The following is an 18,279-nucleotide window of genomic DNA, read 5'->3' on the forward strand; positions in this document are numbered from 1 at the left end:
TTAAATAAGCAAATATGAGAAATACAATCTTTTGTATCACAGGACTTGCCATACAAGGTTTGGTTATGTCAGCCCAGGCACAAACCGGCAAACCGAATATTGTGGTTATTATGACCGACCAGCAACGTGCCGATTTGTGTGGCAGGGAAGGTTTTCCGCTGGAAGTGACTCCCTTTGTCGATCGGTTGGCGCAGGAGAATGTATGGTTCAATAAGGCATACACTGTGATGCCGGCCAGCTCTCCGGCACGTTGTTCGATGTTCACAGGGCGTTTCCCTTCCGCCACTCACGTACGCACGAATCACAATATTCCCGACATTTCCTATAAACAGGACTTAGTGGGCGTATTGAAAGAAAACGGATATAAGACAGCATTGGTCGGTAAGAATCACGCTTACCTGAAACCTGCCGACCTTGATTTCTGGTCTGAATACGGGCACTGGGGAAAACACAAAAAGACGACTCCTGCCGAGAAGGAGACTGCCCGTTTCCTGAATCAGCAAGCCAGGGGGCAATGGCTGGAACCATCTCCCATTTCCCTGGAGGAGCAGCATCCCACCAAAATCGTGAACGAAGCACTGGCATGGATTGAGCAGCAGAAAGAAAATCCTTTCTTCGTATGGGTCTCTTTTCCGGAACCTCACAATCCTTATCAGGTATGTGAACCTTATTACTCCATGTTCTCCCCCGACAAGCTTCCCGTCTTAAAGACCTCCCGCAAGGACTTGGCAAAGAAAGGAGAGAAATACCGTATTCTGGCTCAACTGGAAGACGCATCCTGCCCGAACCTGGAACAGGACCTGCCTCGAATCCGTGCCAACTATATCGGAATGATCCGGTTGATAGACGATCAGATCAAGAGATTGATCGAATCATTGAAAGCCAGCGGACAATATGAAAACACCATCTTTGTCGTACTTTCCGACCACGGTGACTATTGGGGAGAATACGGATTGATCCGTAAAGGAGCCGGACTTTCCGAAAGCCTCGCACGTATTCCGATGGTATGGGCAGGATATCACATCAAGAACCAGTCTGCCCCTATGGATGGTCACGTATCGATAGCCGACCTTTTCCCCACCTTCTGCTCTGCCATCGGTGCCGAAATACCGGCAGGAGTCCAGGGCCGTAGCTTGTGGCCGATGCTGACCGGAAAGGCTTATCCTAAAGAAGAATTCTCCAGTATGGTCGTACAACAAGGCTTCGGAGGAGCTGATGTCGGACTGGATGCTTCCCTTACTTTTGAACAGGAAGGAGCATTGACTCCCGGCAAAATAGCCCACTTCGACGAACTGAATACCTGGACGCAAAGCGGCACTTCACGCATGATAAGAAAGGATGACTGGAAACTGGTCATGAATCATTATGGCAACGGAGAACTTTATAACTTAAAGAAAGATCCTTCGGAAGTTCATAATCTGTTTGGCGAGAAGAAATACAGCGAAATTCAAACGGAACTTCTGACCCGGTTACTGGCATGGGAATTGCGTTTGCAGGATCCGTTGCCTCTCCCGCAAAGACGCTATCATTTTAAACAGAATCCATTTAATTATCTCCGGTCAGAACACTAAAAAATAAGAAGATTGTACATACCTACGGATATTAAAAACATGATTCCATGAAGTCTGCCCCGCAACGGCTTACTTTTGTATCCGTAAACATAAAACAAGAATATATGAAATTGATTTTGCGATTAGGATTGACCTTGCTTACAGGATTTATTTCTATCTGTACAGCATCAGCGCAGTTATATGGAACGGCAGATACAAACGCTCCGGAACTACGTGTTCCGAAATCTGTAAAGCCGGCATTTGATTATTGGATGAGGGATACCTGGGCTACGCTGGGCCCCGACGGTTATTATTATATCACAGGGACGACCTCTACTCCCGACCGTTACTTTCCGGGACAGAGGCATTGCTGGGACTGGAACGACGGTTTGTATCTGTGGCGTTCCAAAGATATGAAGTCTTGGGAATCCAGAGGACAAATATGGTCGATGGAAAAAGACGGAACCTGGCAAAAGAAGCCGAAAGTATATAAAGCAGGAGAGAAATATCAGAAAAAATCCATCAACGGTGATCCGATGGACAACCGTTTTCATGCAGTGTGGGCTCCGGAAATGCATTATATCAAAAGTGCGAAGAACTGGTTTATCGTAGCCTGCATGAATGAGTCGGCAGGCGGGAGAGGTTCTTTTATTTTGCGCAGTAAGACCGGAAAACCGGAAGGACCGTACGAGAATATCGAAGGTAACAAAGACAAAGCTATCTTCCCGAACATCGACGGAAGTTTGTTTGAGGATACGGACGGTACTGTCTACTTTGTCGGTCATAATCATTATATCGCCCGTATGAAACCGGACATGAGCGGATTTGCCGAGGAACTGAAAACATTGAAAGAGAAGAAATACGATCCGGAACCGTATATTGAGGGAGCATTTATCTTTAAACATGATAACAAGTATCACCTCGTACAAGCTATATGGTCGCACCGTACGTCAGAGGGAGATACCTATATCGAGAAAAAGGGAGTAACCTCGCCGAAGACACGTTATAGTTATGACTGTATCATCTCGACAGCCGATAATGTGTATGGTCCATATAGCGAACGCTACAATGCCATCACGGGAGGAGGACACAACAACCTTTTCCAGGATAAGGATGGAAACTGGTGGGCTACCATGTTCTTCAATCCGCGTGGGGCACAGGCAGCGGAATATAAAGTGACGTGCCGTCCCGGATTAATTCCGATGATCTATGAGAATGGTAAATTCAAACCCAACTTTAATTATAATACCAAATGAAAACTTCTTTATTGATAGCAGGCAGTCTGGCTCTGGTCCCGATGACGTATGCGCAGGACAAGCCGAATATTATTATCATACTGGCTGACGATTTGGGCTTCTCCGATCTCGGCTGTTTCGGTGGTGAGATTCATACGCCAGTACTGGATAAACTGGCAAAGAATGGTGTCCGTATGACGCAGATGTATAACAGTGCACGCAGTTGCCCGTCGCGTGCCAACCTGTTGACGGGACTTTATCCCCATCAGACGGGATTAGGACACATGGATGGCAGTCATCCTGCCTGGCCGAAAGGATATTCCGGTTTCCGTTCCAATTCGGACAACGTCACGATTGCGGAAGTCTTGAAAGATGCCGGATACTTCACGGCCATGTCGGGAAAGTGGCATCTGGGGAATAAGTCGAATCCTATTCTTCGTGGGTTTCAAGAGTATTACGGTTTGTTGGGCGGATTCAACTCTTTCTGGAATCCGGCGGTATATACCCGTTTGCCGAAAGACCGTACCCCCAGACAGTATGAGGAAGGAACTTTCTACGCTACCAATGTGATAACGGATTATGCGATTGATTTTATCGACCAGGCACATCAGGAAAAGAAACCCTTGTTCCTGTATCTGGCTTATAACGCTCCCCATTTTCCTTTGCACGCGCCGAAAGAAGTAACCGATAAATATATGTCTCTCTATATGCAAGGATGGGACAAGATTCGTGACGCCCGCTGGAAACGGATCGTTGACCTGAAACTTATGCAAGGCAAACCGGCACTTAGTCCGCGCGGCGTGGTTCCCGAAAGTCTGTTTGAAGATGAAACGCATCCGTTACCGGCATGGGACTCGTTGACGAAAGATCAGCAGACCGATCTGGCACGCCGTATGTCTATTTTTGCCGCTATGGTAGATGTGATGGACGCGAACATCGGCCGGGTAGTGGATGAATTGAAGAAGAACGGTGAGTTGGACAATACGTTTATCATGTTTATGTCCGATAACGGAGCTTGTGCCGAATGGCACGAATTTGGTTTCGACAAACAGACCGGAGTCGAATACCATACCCATACCGGAGAAGAACTCGACCAAATGGGTTTGCCCGGAACCTATCATCACTATGGTACAGGCTGGGCAAATGTTTGCTGCACGCCGTTCACGCTGTATAAACATTATGCGCACGAAGGAGGTATTTCCACTCCGTGTATCATTTCCTGGGGTAATCATGTGAAGAACAAAGGCGGACTGAATCATCAGCCTGCACAATTCTCCGATATCATGTCTACCTGTTTGGAACTGGCAGGAGCCACTTATCCGAAAGAATATCAGGGAAGGGCGATTCTGCCTACGGCAGGTCAGTCCATCCTTCCGATTGTGAAAGGAAAGAAGATGCCCGAAAGATACATCTATGCGGAGCATGAAGGCAACCGAATGGTGCGTAAAGGTGACTGGAAGCTGGTTTCCGCCAACTTCAAAGGAGATGAATGGGAATTGTACAACATCAAGGAAGACCGTACCGAACAGCACAACCTGATCGGTAAATATCCTGAAATGGCAAAAGAATTGGAAACGGCCTATTTCGAATGGGCGGACAAGAGTGATGTCCTGTATTTCCAGAAAATGTGGAATACCTACAATAAGAATCGACGGAAAGATTTTAAAGAATATAAAACCCGCTAATGCTTATGGATAAGAGAATCTTACTAACTCTGGCTTTAGGAGCCATGTCGCAGGTGTTTACCCATGCATGGGAGCCTAAAGGAGATAAAATCAAAACAGTATGGGCTGAACAGGTGACGCCGGAAAATGTGTGGCAAAGTTATCCCAGACCACAGTTGCAACGGGCAGAATGGATCAATCTGAACGGATTGTGGAAATATGCCGTAACGGATCAGAACACGCCCCGGAAGAATGTTTCCTTTGAAGGGGAAATCCTGGTCCCGTTTGCGATTGAATCATCTCTGTCCGGAGTGCAGAAAACATTTCTTCCTACGGATAAACTATGGTATCAACGTGAGTTCACCTTAGATCCTTCCTGGAAAAATAAGTCCACTGTCCTGCATTTCGGAGCAGTGGATTATGAATGTCAAGTATGGGTGAATAACCGGTTGGTCGGTACACATAAAGGAGGCAACAATCCGTTCTCGTTCGATATCACTAACTTCTTGAAGAAGAGTGGTCCTCAAAGCATTGAAGTAGCTGTCACCGACCCGACGGACACGGAATCTATTTCCCGAGGGAAACAGCAACTTAACCAGGAAGGTATCTGGTACACGCCTGTATCGGGCATTTGGCAAACTGTGTGGCTGGAAGCGGTGAATAAAACCTATATCCGTCAGGTACTTCCTTCCACTGACATTGAAAGAAAATCCGTGAAGCTGGCTTTCGATATAGCCGGAGCCAAAGGCAATGAAGAAGTGAAAATAGAAGTGTTGAATGATGGCAAAGTAATCAAGACGGTGGAACAGAAGTTGCGTGATGCGATGGAGATAGACGTTCCGAATGCTGTTCTATGGTCTCCCGAATCTCCGAAACTGTATCATCTGAATATTATCTTATCCAATGGAGGACGTGTTTTAGACCGGGTAAAGAGTTACTTTGCTTTGAGAAAAGTGGATGTCCGTAAAGATGAGTGCGGATATAACCGTATTTGCCTGAATAACCAACCCATCTTCCAATACGGCCCGCTTGATCAAGGCTGGTGGCCCGACGGACTGTTGACTCCTCCTTCCGAGGAAGCGATGCTGTGGGACATGGTGCAATTGAAGAAGATGGGATTCAATATGATCCGTAAACATATCAAAGTAGAACCGGAGCAATATTATTATTACGCTGATTCTCTGGGATTGATGATGTGGCAAGACATGGTTTCCGGTTTTGCTACGTCAAGGAAGAAAGAGGAACACGTCAATCCGTTGGCTACTACTGATTGGAATGCTCCCGAAGAACACACCCGCCAATGGCAAAAAGAAATGTTCGAGATGATCGACCGTCTCCGTTTCTATCCCTGCATTACTACCTGGGTGATTTTCAATGAAGGATGGGGACAGCACAACACGGTGGAAATCGTAAATAAAGTGATAAAGTACGATGATACACGTCTGATAAACGGAGTGACCGGTTGGACGGACAGAGGTGTAGGCGATATGTACGACGTACATAATTATCCTGTCACTTCCATGATTCTGCCGGAGAACAACGGCAACCGAATTTCCGTACTGGGAGAATTCGGCGGCTATGGATGGGCAATCAAAGAGCATATCTGGAATCCGAATATGAGGAATTGGGGATATAAGAATATAGACGGAGCAATGGCTCTGATTGATAGCTACGGCCGTCTGGTATATGATTTGGAAACGCTGATTGCCCAGGGATTGAGTGCGGCTGTTTATACACAAACCACTGATGTGGAAGGAGAAGTGAACGGCTTGATTACTTACGACCGGAAAGTAACTAAAATACCGGAAGGCTTGTTACACCTGATGCACAACCGCTTGTATGAAATCACCCCTGTGAAAGCAGTTACTTTGATTGCCGACAGTCAGAACGGAAGCAAGAACACCCGCCTTGTCGGTATGAACGGTCAGGAGCTGAAAATGACTTCTTTGCCTTTCGACTGTCCTCCTCGTTCTACGGTAGTATCAGAAGCTACTTTTAAGGTGGAGAATGATTTCAATCATTTGTCTCTATGGCTGAATGTTGCCGGAGAAGCCAAAGTTTGGCTGAATGGAGTGGAAGTCTTTGCGCAGGAGGCAAAGCAGACCAGGCAATATAATCAATACAATATCAGCGATTACAGCCGTTACTTGCGGAAAGGAAGTAATTTGTTGAGAATTGAAGTGAAAGATAGCAAGAAGATGAGGTTTGATTATGGGTTGAGGGCTTATTAACAGACTTGTTTTTCTTTTGTCTGTTTCTATTGTAAGGTACGTACCTTTGATTATTTATTACCTTATTTCCAATATATTCCAAATAAATCATTTATCTTTGTCACACGCTTTCCGCCCATCAGCGTGATGGAACTGGTGGAAAGTGGTTTTATCTCTTATTGGAGTAAAAGCGTATTATCTCTCGCTCATAAAAATTAGCAGTTTTAAAGGAGAGAGATGATTCAGCAGATACTCCACGCGAACGGCTGTATATCAACATATCCGTCAGGAATGTGTTATATATAAACGATTGGCGTGGGTGTCTGTTGTTATCATTATCTTCCGAAGGGTGTTGCTAAGCCTTATGAGCGGATAATGGTGCAACAGCATCTGCGCCTTTCTTGTATCCGGTTGGTTTATTCATAATACCCCAATATAACCTAACCAATCCCCGCCCACCGGACTGCAGAAAGCGTAGATGCCCGCTGCACTAATATAATAAAAAGAGTATCCCTCTTTCATTGTATCACACATAAAAAAACGAACATTATGTCAGAATGGATTAGCGTAGAAGAAGCGGCTAAGAAATACAATCTTAAAAAAGAATATATCCAACTTTGGGTGGATATGCAGGTAATCATGTCATATTTCAAGGATTACAAAACGGTCGTAAGCGATGAGAGTCTCCGTGGATTCCTGAAAACCAGGGAGAAAGGCATTGATCCGGAATATGTGAAAGCATTGGAACAGTTCTGTGTCGGTAAATCCGAGACGTGCTTGATATATGCTTTCCTCTTAGGGGCACGCGACAAAGAGCTTGAGATATATAGGGAAGCCAAATCACAGCGGGATGCATTACGGGGAATGTGGATGGAACAAAACGAACGGGTACGGGATTTAGAGATAGAACTTGAATTAGGACAGTTCAACTGTTATAAATGCCGGTTAAAAAAGTGGTGTATGAGAATCAAAAGAATAAAATTGAATTGGTTTACAAAGATCTGGAAATGAGGAAAATGCCAACTCCTACATGGAAATTTAGGGGCATAGCGCCCCTAAATTTCCATGTAACTAAGAACGGTGCAGTCATGAGTACATCAATTAAAAATTCAGCAAGCTCTGCAAACGATTTTTCATTTTTATTTCTCATATTCTCATTGATGACTGATAAACAACAAAGAATCAAATAAGTAGCTTATGAGAAATACTTTCTAACATGGTATTTCTCATAACATACCCTCTATTTTAGCTTAAAATTCACCTTGTTCTCATAGTATTTCAAGGTATTTCTCATAGTCAAGATATTGTCTTCTTCCTTTTTCTAGTTGAAGATAAACTAGTTCCGATCGTCCCATATATTGTGGGAAAGTATTCTCTCATATTATGGGAATTTGTTCCCACAAAATGAGGGAATCTTTTCCCAGTTAGTAGGGAATACTTTCCCACAATATATGGGACAAAAAGAATATGTACTTCCCTGATAATGGTTGACTAGTTGTTTTTTATTCTTGTTATAGGTTGACTGGAAAGACACTATGAGAAATGAAAATTTGTGTATTCAGAATAATTATATCAAGCAGAGTTTCTATATGACTTCTTCCATAATTGTTCCTTTCTTTAGTTCTCATATTTATGAGATAATACAAAAATAGCATATTCCCGCAGAAAGAACGAAGAAAGGGAAAGAAAGTTGGAGTGTTGACGTACCAGAGTGATGAATATAAACCTTCTTGCTTTTTCATGTCATTAGCCGAATTATGTTTATAATAAATCTGTTTTGCTTCTTCTTTTTAATAAAGATTGTTCATTCCGACTATAATAATTTTCTCCTGAAAGCCGGAAGTTTCTGAAAGACTTTTATCTTTGCAACTATAATACATACGGCACTATGAAAAAAGTGATTCTGATTTTTGTGACAATCGTCCTTTCTGGTTTGCTTTATGCAAAAGAAAATAAGAGTACCGATGCGTTACTTCGTGAGATTGATGGTATCATTAAAAACCGTCAGACCTATGGAGCGGAAAAGGAGGCGCGTATCGCTGACCTGAAGAAATTGTTGTTGGAGGCTACTTCCGATGAACAACGATATAGTTTTTGCGGACGTCTTTTCGATGAATACAGGGCTTATAATCTGGATTCGTCTTTTGTCTATGCTCAACGGAAAGAGGAACTGGCGCATCGCATGGATAAACTGGATTACCTGGATGATGCTGCCATGAATATGGCGGAAGTGATGGGAACTACCGGAATGTATAAAGAAGCGTTGGAACTATTGGGGCAGATTGATAAGAAAACGCTGCCCGATTATCTCTATGGTTATTATTATCATTTGTATCGCACTATTTATGGATTGATGGGAGATTATGCCGTTACGGAGAAAGCCAAGAAGGAGTATTATCGAATGACGGACCTGTATCGTGACTCTCTTCTGCAGGTCAACGCTTCCGACTCTTTGGGATACGTATTGGTGATGGCGGATAAGTGTATCGTACATGCTCAATACGATGAAGCCATCCGTATGCTGATGGAATATTACAACAAACCTTCTTTGGATGACCATTCAAAAGCAATGCTTACTTATACCATTTCCGAGGGTTACCGGTTGAAAGGCGACAAACAAGGGCAAAAGCATTACCTGGCTCTTTCGGCTATTGCCGACCTGAAATCGGCGGTAAAGGAATATGTATCTTTGCGCAAACTCGCTTCCCTTGTCTACGATGAAGGGGATATTGACCGTGCCTACAATTACCTGAAATGCTCTTTAGAAGATGCTACTCTTTGTAATGCACGCCTTCGTACGTTAGAAATCTCGCAAGTCTTTCCTATCATTGACCAGGCTTATCAATTGAAAGCCAAACGGCAACAGCAGGAGATGAAAGTATCATTGATTTGTATCAGTTTGCTTTCCGTATTTTTGTTGGTTGCCATTTTCTTCGTTTACAAGCAGATGAAAAAGGTTGCTGCCGCACGTCGCGAAGTGGTCGATACCAATACGCTGCTGCAAGAATTGAACGAAGAACTTCACGACTCCAACTCGCAGCTGAAAGAGATGAACCATACGCTTTCGGAAGCCAACTATATCAAGGAGGAATATATCGGCCGATATATGGACCAATGCTCCACTTATCTCGACAAGATGGATTTATACCGTCGTTCCCTAAATAAAATTGCTGCTGCCGGAAGAGTGGAAGAACTATATAAAGCCATTAAATCTTCTCAATTCATTGATGAAGAACTGAAAGAGTTTTATGCGAACTTCGACATGACTTTCCTGCAACTCTTCCCCAATTTTGTGGAGGAATTTAATGCGCTGCTCACAGAACCCATGCAACCCAAACCGGGAGAACTGTTGAACACCGAACTTCGCATCTTTGCCCTTATCCGGCTGGGGATTACGGACAGTACCAAGATAGCGCAATTCCTCCGTTATTCCGTGACTACCATTTATAATTACCGGACCCGTGTCCGTAACAAATCTTTGGGAGAAAGAGATGAATTTGAGACTAAAGTAATGCAAATCGGGAAGGTGGAAGAATAAGAAAACCACTACTTTTTTAGTCTGACTTCTATTTTATAACGTTCTTATATTTAGTGGTTTATGCTGTGCGATGCTGTGTAAATCACTATATTTTTGCTATCTGCTTTAAGAAGCAGTATGAAATGTGGATACTTTTGTTTCACGGTCATTTCAAGAATGACACAGAGAACGAAAACAAAAGTAACTCTAATATTAACTTTAAATTAATGTACATGAAACAGAGTATGAAGTCGAAAGGCTTTGAACGCCGCCTCTTACTGATAATGTGTGGCTTGTTCCTATCTCTTAGTGCATTCGCACAACAGATTTCCATAAAAGGACATGTAGTAGATGCCACGGGCGAGCCGGTGATCGGTGCCAGTGTGGTAGAAGGACGTACAACGAACGGTACGATTACCGATATAGACGGTAACTTCTCATTAAGCGTTTCTGCCAACAGTACGCTGACTATTTCTTTTGTCGGCTATAAGACGCAGACAGTTCCCGTGAACGGGAAAAACTCATTGAAAGTAACCTTGCAGGAAGATACGGAAGTATTGGACGAAGTAGTAGTGGTGGGTTACGGAACAATGAAAAAGAGCGATTTGACCGGTGCCGTATCTTCTGTCGGAGTGAAGGACATCAAAGACTCTCCGGTAGCCAATATCGGTCAGGCAATGCAGGGAAAAGTATCCGGCGTGCAGATTATCGATGCCGGTAAACCGGGTGATAATGTCACCATTAAGATCCGCGGCTTGGGGACGATCAATAACAGTAACCCGCTGATTGTCATTGACGGAATTCCTACCGACTTGGGATTGTCTTCCTTGAATATGGCTGATGTGGAACGGGTAGACGTATTGAAGGATGCTTCGGCAACAGCTATCTACGGTTCGCGTGGTGCAAACGGTGTGGTGATGATTACCAGTAAACGTGGTGCCGAAGGTGCCGGAAAAGTAACGGTAAACGCAAACTGGGCTATCCAGAATGCCACTAAAGTGCCCGATATGCTGAATGCCGCGCAATATGCCGCCTTGAGCAATGATATGCTGTCTAACAATAACGATAATACGAATCCTTACTGGGCAGATCCTTCTTTATTGGGAACAGGAACGAACTGGCTCGATGAGATGCTACGTACGGGAGTGAAGCAAAGCTACTCGGTTAGCTATTCCGGTGGTACGGAAAAGGCACATTACTATGTATCCGGTGGTTTCCTCGATCAGTCCGGTATCGTAGAAAGCGTTAATTACCGCCGCTTCAACTTTCAGGCAAATAGCGATGCCCAGGTTAATAAATGGTTGAAGTTCACTACCAACCTGACGTTCAGCACTGACGTGAAAGAAGGAGGAAGCTATAGCATCGGAGATGCCATGAAAGCACTTCCCACCCAGCCGGTGAAGAATGAAGACGGTAGCTGGAGCGGTCCCGGACAGGAAGCGCAATGGTATGGAAGTGTCCGCAACCCGATCGGCACACTGTACATGATGACTAACGAGACAAAAGGATATAACTTCCTGGCAAACATCACCGGAGAGATTGCCTTTACCAAATGGTTGAAGTTGAAAAGTACCTTTGGTTATGATGCCAAATTCTGGTTTGTCGACAACTTTACTCCGGCTTACGACTGGAAACCGAATCCGGTAGAAGAATCTTCCCGTTATAAGAGCGACAATAAAGCCTTTACCTATTTGTGGGATAATTATTTTGTATTCGACCATACTTTTGCCCGGAAACATCGCGTAGGTGTAATGGCTGGTTCTTCCGCCCAATGGAACAACTACGATTACCTGAATGCTCAAAAGAATATCTTTATGTTTGATAATATCCATGAGATGGACAACGGCGAGAAGATGTACAGTATCGGCGGCAGCCAGAGCGACTGGGCACTGCTTTCTCTGATGGCACGTCTCAACTATTCTTACGAGGATAAATACCTGCTTACAGCCACTGTGCGCCGTGACGGTTCCTCCCGCTTCGGTAAGAACAACCGTTGGGGAACATTCCCTTCCGTTTCTCTGGCATGGCGTATTTCGCAGGAAGAATGGTTCCCGAAAGACAACTCGCCGGTGAATGACCTCAAACTGCGTATCGGATACGGTGTGACCGGTAATCAGGAAATCGGTAACTACGGCTTTGTTGCTTCCTACAATACGGGAGTCTATCCTTTCGGCAACAACAATTCCACCGCTTTGGTATCTACCACCCTTTCCAATCCGAATATTCATTGGGAAGAAGTACGCCAAACCAACTTCGGTGTGGATATGAGCCTGTTCAACTCACGTGTCAACCTTTCGCTGGATGCCTATATCAAGAAGACAACTGACATGTTGGTGAAAGCTTCCATCCCTATCACCTCCGGTTTTGAAGATACTACTGAAACCTTTACCAATGCCGGAAAGATGCGCAACAAAGGAGTGGAAATGACTCTGCGCACCATCAACCTGAAAGGTCTTTTCTCCTGGGAATCCGCTTTAACGGCTACCTATAACAAGAATGAAATTCTGGACCTGAACAGCGAAACCCCGATGTTTATCAATCAGATAGGTAACTCATACGTGACTATGCTTAGAGCCGGTTATCCCATCAATGTATTCTACGGATACATGACCGACGGACTTTTCCAAAACTGGGACGAAGTAAACCGCCACGCCACCCAACCGGGAGCCGCTCCGGGCGACATTCGTTTCCGGGATTTGAATAACGATGGAGTCATCAACGATGAAGACCGTACCGTTATCGGCAACCCGAATCCGAACTGGTTCTTCTCTTTAAGCAATAATTTCTCTTATAAAGGATGGGAACTCTCCGTTTTCCTGCAAGGCGTATCGGGAAACAAGATTTATAACGCCAACAATGTTGACAACGAAGGAATGGCAGCCGCTTACAACCAGACCACAGCCGTATTGAACCGCTGGACGGGTGAAGGAACCAGTAACTCTATGCCCCGTGCCATTTGGGGAGACCCGAACCAAAACTGCCGTGTATCCGACAGGTTTGTGGAAAACGGTTCCTATCTCCGTCTGAAGAACATCACGCTTTCGTATACACTGCCCAAGAAGTGGATGCAAAAGATTCAACTGGAAAATGCCCGCATCTCTTTCTCTTGCGAGAATGTGGCAACTATCACCGGATATTCCGGCTTCGACCCGGAAGTTGACGTCAATGGTATCGATAGCAGCCGCTACCCGATCTCACGTACGTTCAGCATGGGCTTGAACTTTAACTTTTAAATCAGGAGGAAGAATATGAAAAAGATAACCACTTTGGTATTTATGTTTGCCATATTGGCATTGACATCATGTAATGATTTCTTAGATAAATATCCTAAATATGGCGTCGATCCCGAATCGGAAGTGACGAACGAGATTGCTGTGGCACTGACTACTGCCTGCTACAAGACGCTTCAGTCATCTAATATGTATAACCAGCGTATCTGGAGCCTCGACATCATTGCAGGCAACAGTGAAGTAGGGGCCGGAGGAGGTACTGACGGTTTGGAGACTGTTCAGGCTTCCAATTTCATTGCTCAGAGCGATAACGGCTTTGCCTTGTATGTATGGCGTTCTCCGTGGGTAGGGATCGGACGTTGCAACATTGTGCTTTCCAATCTGCCTTCGGCATCTATCTCCGATGAGATAAAGACTCGTTGCATGGGTGAGGCTTATTTCCTGCGTGCACATTATTATTATATACTGGTTCGCCTGTATGGTGGAGTACCTTTGCGTTTAACCCCGTTTGAACCGGGAGAATCTACGGATATTGCCCGTAATACGGTAGATGAGGTATATGCTCAAATCCTTTCCGACTGTAAGAATGCGGTGACTATGCTTCCTCCGAAAAGCAGTTATGGAGATGCCAACAGGGGACGTGCCTGTAAAGAGGCTGCAATGGCTATGCTGGCAGATATTTACCTGACACTGGCTCCTAATCATCGTGACTATTATAATGAAGTAGTGACCTTGTGCAATAACATTGCTGCAATGGGATATGATCTGACTCAATGCAATTATGCCGATAACTTTAATGCTACGATCAATAATGGTGCAGAATCTCTCTTCGAAGTGCAATACTCCGGTAGTACGGAATATGACTTCTGGGGCGGTGATAACCAGTCATCCTGGCTGTCTACCTTCATGGGGCCTCGTAATTCGGGTATGGTAGCCGGTGCTTATGGATGGAACCTGCCTACGGAAGAGTTCTTCAAGCAATACGAAGACGGTGATTTGCGGAAAGACATCACTGTGTTGTATCAGGGCTGTCCTGCTTTTGACGGCATGGAATACAGACGTTCCTGGTCGAATACGGGTTATAACGTACGTAAGTTCCTTGTGTCGAAAACCGTCTCTCCGGAGTATAATACCAACCCCAACAATTTTGTAGTATACCGTTATGCGGATGTCTTGCTGAAGAAAGCGGAAGCCTTGAATGAGCAGGGACATCCGGATCAGGCTGCCGAACCGCTGAATATCGTTCGTAAACGTGCCGGACTGACAGAGCTGCCGACTACTTTGACGCAGACCGAAATGAGAGAAAAGATTATTCACGAACGCCGGATGGAACTTGCTTTTGAGGGACACCGCTGGTTCGATATGATCCGGATTGATAATGGAAATTATGCATTGACATTCCTGAAATCCATCGGTAAGAATAATGTGACTAAAGAACGTCTCCTGTTGCCTATTCCGCAGACGGAGATGGACTCCAATCACCTGATGACTCAAAATCCCGGTTATTAATCCGTTTTATAATCATTCATTTAGACAAATAATATGATGAAGAAATATATATATCAGTTGTTATGCTCTCTTTTCATCGGTGGAACGATGGTTGCCTGTACCGAGGATTATATGGAGACAGATAAAGGACATGATACTCTCACCCTTTCGGTGAATCAACAGGAGCTGGTGTTGAACGAAAAGAACCATAGTCAGGAGGCGCTGGCGCTTTCATGGACTACCGGAACGAATTATGGAAGCGGTAACCGCATCTCTTATACGCTGGAACTGGCTAAGGCAGGGACAGACTTCGCGAATGCTTATTCGGTAGACTTGGGTACGGGAACGTACCAGTGGACTAAGAAAGTGGAGGAACTCAATCAATTTCTGCATACGCAGTTCGGTATCGGTTATGCCGTGAAAGCGGAGTTGGAAGCACGTATCACAGCTGTTGTTGCCGGAATGGAAGATCAGAAGCAGAGCGCGACAACTGCCTTTACAGTGACTACTTACCAGCCGGTTACTACCACGCTTTACCTGATTGATGATGCTGCCCCGAACGGATGGAATGCCGATGACGCAGTAGCAATGGAGCGTACGGATAATGGACAGTTTACATGGACAGGAAAACTGAACGTCGGATCGTTCAAGTTTATAACGACTTTAGGAGAATTCCTGCCGTCGTACAACCGTGACGCTACTGCCGGAGAAGAACTCAAACTAGTTTATCGTACATCGGGTGACCAACCGGACGAACCGTTTACAATTGATAAAGAGGCAACTTATATCGTAAAAGCAAACCTGTTAGACCTAACGTTGACACTTACCGAAACAGAAGATATTGGCTGGAGATTTGAAGAATTTTTCATTGTCGGTTCGTTTACCGGTAATGGTGGTTGGGGATTTGAGGCATTGTCTAAAGATGCTGTCCAGATGGATCTGTTCCATTATGGAGCCGTGATTCCCTGGAAAGCAGACGGAGATTTTAAGTTCGCTTCTGTGACGGATTTCGGTCAGGCGGATGCTTTCTTCCATCCTACCATGGCTAATGCTCCGTACACTTCGACATCAGTAGTGCTTGGAGGTAAGGATAATAAATGGCAGATGAAGGAAGCCGAATGTGGCAAGCCTTATAAAGTATGGTTCTACACAGGAAAGGGAAAAGAAAAGATGTTGATGCGTCTGTTCACTCCTTATGAAGGATTGTATCTGGTGGGTGAGGCAACTCCGAACGGATGGAGTCTGGACAATGCTACTCCGATGACTAAGAGTGCCGACAATCCTTATATATTTACCTGGAGCGGCACGCTGAAGGCAGGTGAGATGAAGATATCCTGCGATAAACAGTCAGACTGGAATGGAGACTGGTTTATGGCGGATAAGAGCAATAAGGCTCCGACGGGTGAAGTAGAGACGGCATTGTTCGTTACCAAGTCGGATGCGGAGTTGAGCAGTATGTATCCGGATGCAGATTTGGGTAGTTTGGATAATAAGTGGAATATTCAGGAAGCCGGTTCTTATCGGATTACGATTGACCAGTTGAAAGAGACGATTTCGATTGTGAAACAATAAAACAAGAATTCAAGATGAAGAAAATAATATATTTGGTGGCTGCTTTCCTGTGTATGGCTTGCAGTGACGATCATGGGGCGAACCAAGAAAATGGAGGAGCTTCGGGCGGTGTCACCGAAGTGACTCCGGTAACATCGGATTTAAGTGTGGACCTGTCTACAGATAAGGCTTTCTATAAACCGGGGGAGAAAGTGGTGTTTACAGCAGAAGATGCGTTGCCTGCCGGAACTAAAGTTCGCTATCGTCTTTTAGGGGAGATTGTCGGAGAAGAGTCGGTAAATGGTACCAGTTGGACATGGCAACCGCCTACTACTGATTTCAAAGGATATATGGCGGAACTGTACCGCCAGGAGAATGGTACGGATGTAATTGTCGGTACGATTGCGGTAGATGTATCCAGTGATCCGGCACGTTTCCCCCGTTATGGTTTTGTCGCTGATTTCAGTCGGGAGAAGACGGCCGGGAAGACACAGGAAGAGATGGCGTATCTGAATCGTCATCACATCAATTGGGTACAGTTTCAGGACTGGCATAATAAACATCACTGGCCGTTGGGCGGTACACGCACGCAGTTGGACGAAGTATATATGGACATCGCTAACCGGGAGGTTTATACAAGTTCTGTGAAGAATTACATTGAAGCGCAGCATCGTTTCGGCATGAAGTCTATGTTTTACAATCTTTGTTTCGGGGCGTTGAAGGATGCAGCTACGGACGGGGTGAAGGAGGAATGGTATTTGTTTAAGGATGCTTCTCACACTACTAAAGACAGTCACGATCTGCCGGGCGGATGGAAAAGTAATATTTATCTGGTAGATCCTTCTAATAAGGAATGGCAGAAATATTTGAACGAAAGGAATGATGATGTATATGCGAACTTTGCCTTCGACGGCTATCAGATAGACCAGTTGGGACGACGCAGCACGTTGTACAATTACAAGGGTATTCCGGTCAATCTGCGTGAAGGATATGCTTCTTTTATTGAAGCGACGAAGCAGGCTCATCCGGACAAAAGTTTGGTGATGAATGCGGTCAGCCGTTACGGTGCCCGTCAGATTGGGGAGACTGGTAAAGTTGATTTCTTCTATAATGAGGTGTGGGCGGATGAGGCTGATTTTACCAATCTGAAAGCCATTCTTTATGAAAATGGAGTATATGGCAATTATCAGTTGAATACGGTTTTTGCAGCTTATATGAATTATAATAAAGCGGATAACCGGGGAGAATTTAATACGCCGGGTATCTTATTGACAGATGCTGTCATGTTTGCTTTGGGTGGTTCGCACCTTGAACTGGGAGGCGATCACATGTTGTGCAAAGAGTACTTCCCGAATGAGAATCTGACAATGAGCGAAGAATTGAAAACAGCGATGGTTCGTTATTATGATTTTCTGACTTCTTATCAGAATCTGCTTCGTGACGGTGGTACGGAGAATCGTGTTTCCATAGATTGTACCAATGGCGAAATGAGATTGAATAGTTGGCCTCCTCAACAGGGATCAGTTACTACTTATGCCAAGCAGGTAGGTGGCAAGCAAGTCATACATCTTCTTAATTTCTCGCAAGCGAACAGTCTTAGCTGGAGAGATGTGGACGGTACGATGCCGGAACCGGCTTTGATTACGAAAGCGGCTTTGCAAATGAATCTGTCGGCAAAGGTGAATAAGTTATGGGTAGCGTCGCCGGATGCACACGGAGGAGCCTTGCAGGAATTGGCCTTTACACAGGAGAACGGAATTGTCTCTTTTACATTGCCTTCCTTGAAATATTGGACAATGATTGTGGCTGAATAAAAGAAATTGCAGCTGAATAA

The 18,279-nt window shown here is 44.8% G+C and carries 10 protein-coding genes; all 10 read left to right on the forward strand.

What is annotated here, in order from left to right:
- Positions 1-14 precede the first annotated feature (14 nt).
- The 10 genes from I2I04_RS03980 to I2I04_RS04025 all read left to right on the forward strand — a co-directional run bounded on the left by I2I04_RS03980 (position 15) and on the right by I2I04_RS04025 (position 18,259).
- The gene (locus tag I2I04_RS03980) at positions 15-1,571 is read left to right on the forward strand and encodes a sulfatase (RefSeq protein WP_195470405.1); all 1,557 of its coding nucleotides are present in this window, start codon (positions 15-17) and stop codon (positions 1,569-1,571) included.
- A gap of 47 nt (positions 1,572-1,618) precedes the next feature.
- A complete protein-coding gene (locus I2I04_RS03985) occupies positions 1,619-2,806 on the forward strand; it encodes a family 43 glycosylhydrolase (RefSeq protein WP_195654371.1) in 1,188 nt (395 codons plus the stop codon).
- Positions 2,803-4,470, forward strand: a complete 1,668-nt coding sequence (locus tag I2I04_RS03990; RefSeq protein ID WP_195470403.1) for an arylsulfatase — start codon at positions 2,803-2,805, stop codon at positions 4,468-4,470. The genes I2I04_RS03985 and I2I04_RS03990 overlap by 4 nt, the downstream gene beginning before the upstream one ends.
- A gap of 5 nt (positions 4,471-4,475) precedes the next feature.
- The gene (locus I2I04_RS03995) at positions 4,476-6,680 is read left to right on the forward strand and encodes a glycoside hydrolase family 2 protein (protein WP_195654372.1); all 2,205 of its coding nucleotides are present in this window, start codon (positions 4,476-4,478) and stop codon (positions 6,678-6,680) included.
- A 528-nt stretch (positions 6,681-7,208) separates the two neighbouring features.
- A complete protein-coding gene (locus I2I04_RS04000; protein ID WP_195654373.1) occupies positions 7,209-7,670 on the forward strand; it encodes a hypothetical protein in 462 nt (153 codons plus the stop codon).
- Between the two features lie 877 nt (positions 7,671-8,547).
- On the forward strand, positions 8,548-10,197 hold the full coding sequence (locus tag I2I04_RS04005; protein WP_143258846.1) for a DUF6377 domain-containing protein: 1,650 nt from the start codon (positions 8,548-8,550) through the stop codon (positions 10,195-10,197).
- Positions 10,198-10,409: 212 nt separating this feature from the next.
- Entirely contained in the window at positions 10,410-13,409 is a 3,000-nt protein-coding gene (locus tag I2I04_RS04010; protein ID WP_143258847.1) for a SusC/RagA family TonB-linked outer membrane protein, read from the forward strand.
- A gap of 42 nt (positions 13,410-13,451) precedes the next feature.
- Positions 13,452-14,915 (forward strand): RagB/SusD family nutrient uptake outer membrane protein, encoded by a 1,464-nt coding sequence (locus I2I04_RS04015; protein WP_370511915.1) that lies wholly within the window; start codon positions 13,452-13,454, stop codon positions 14,913-14,915.
- Between the two features lie 36 nt (positions 14,916-14,951).
- The gene (locus I2I04_RS04020) at positions 14,952-16,466 is read left to right on the forward strand and encodes a SusF/SusE family outer membrane protein (protein ID WP_195654461.1); all 1,515 of its coding nucleotides are present in this window, start codon (positions 14,952-14,954) and stop codon (positions 16,464-16,466) included.
- 14 nt (positions 16,467-16,480) lie between these two features.
- Complete coding sequence (locus tag I2I04_RS04025) at positions 16,481-18,259, forward strand: glycoside hydrolase family 66 protein (RefSeq protein WP_195654374.1); 1,779 nt, start codon at positions 16,481-16,483, stop codon at positions 18,257-18,259.
- Positions 18,260-18,279: the final 20 nt, after the last annotated feature.

This window comes from Bacteroides sp. 1001136B_160425_E2 (assembly GCF_015559655.1).
Lineage (GTDB): Bacteria > Bacteroidota > Bacteroidia > Bacteroidales > Bacteroidaceae > Bacteroides > Bacteroides luhongzhouii.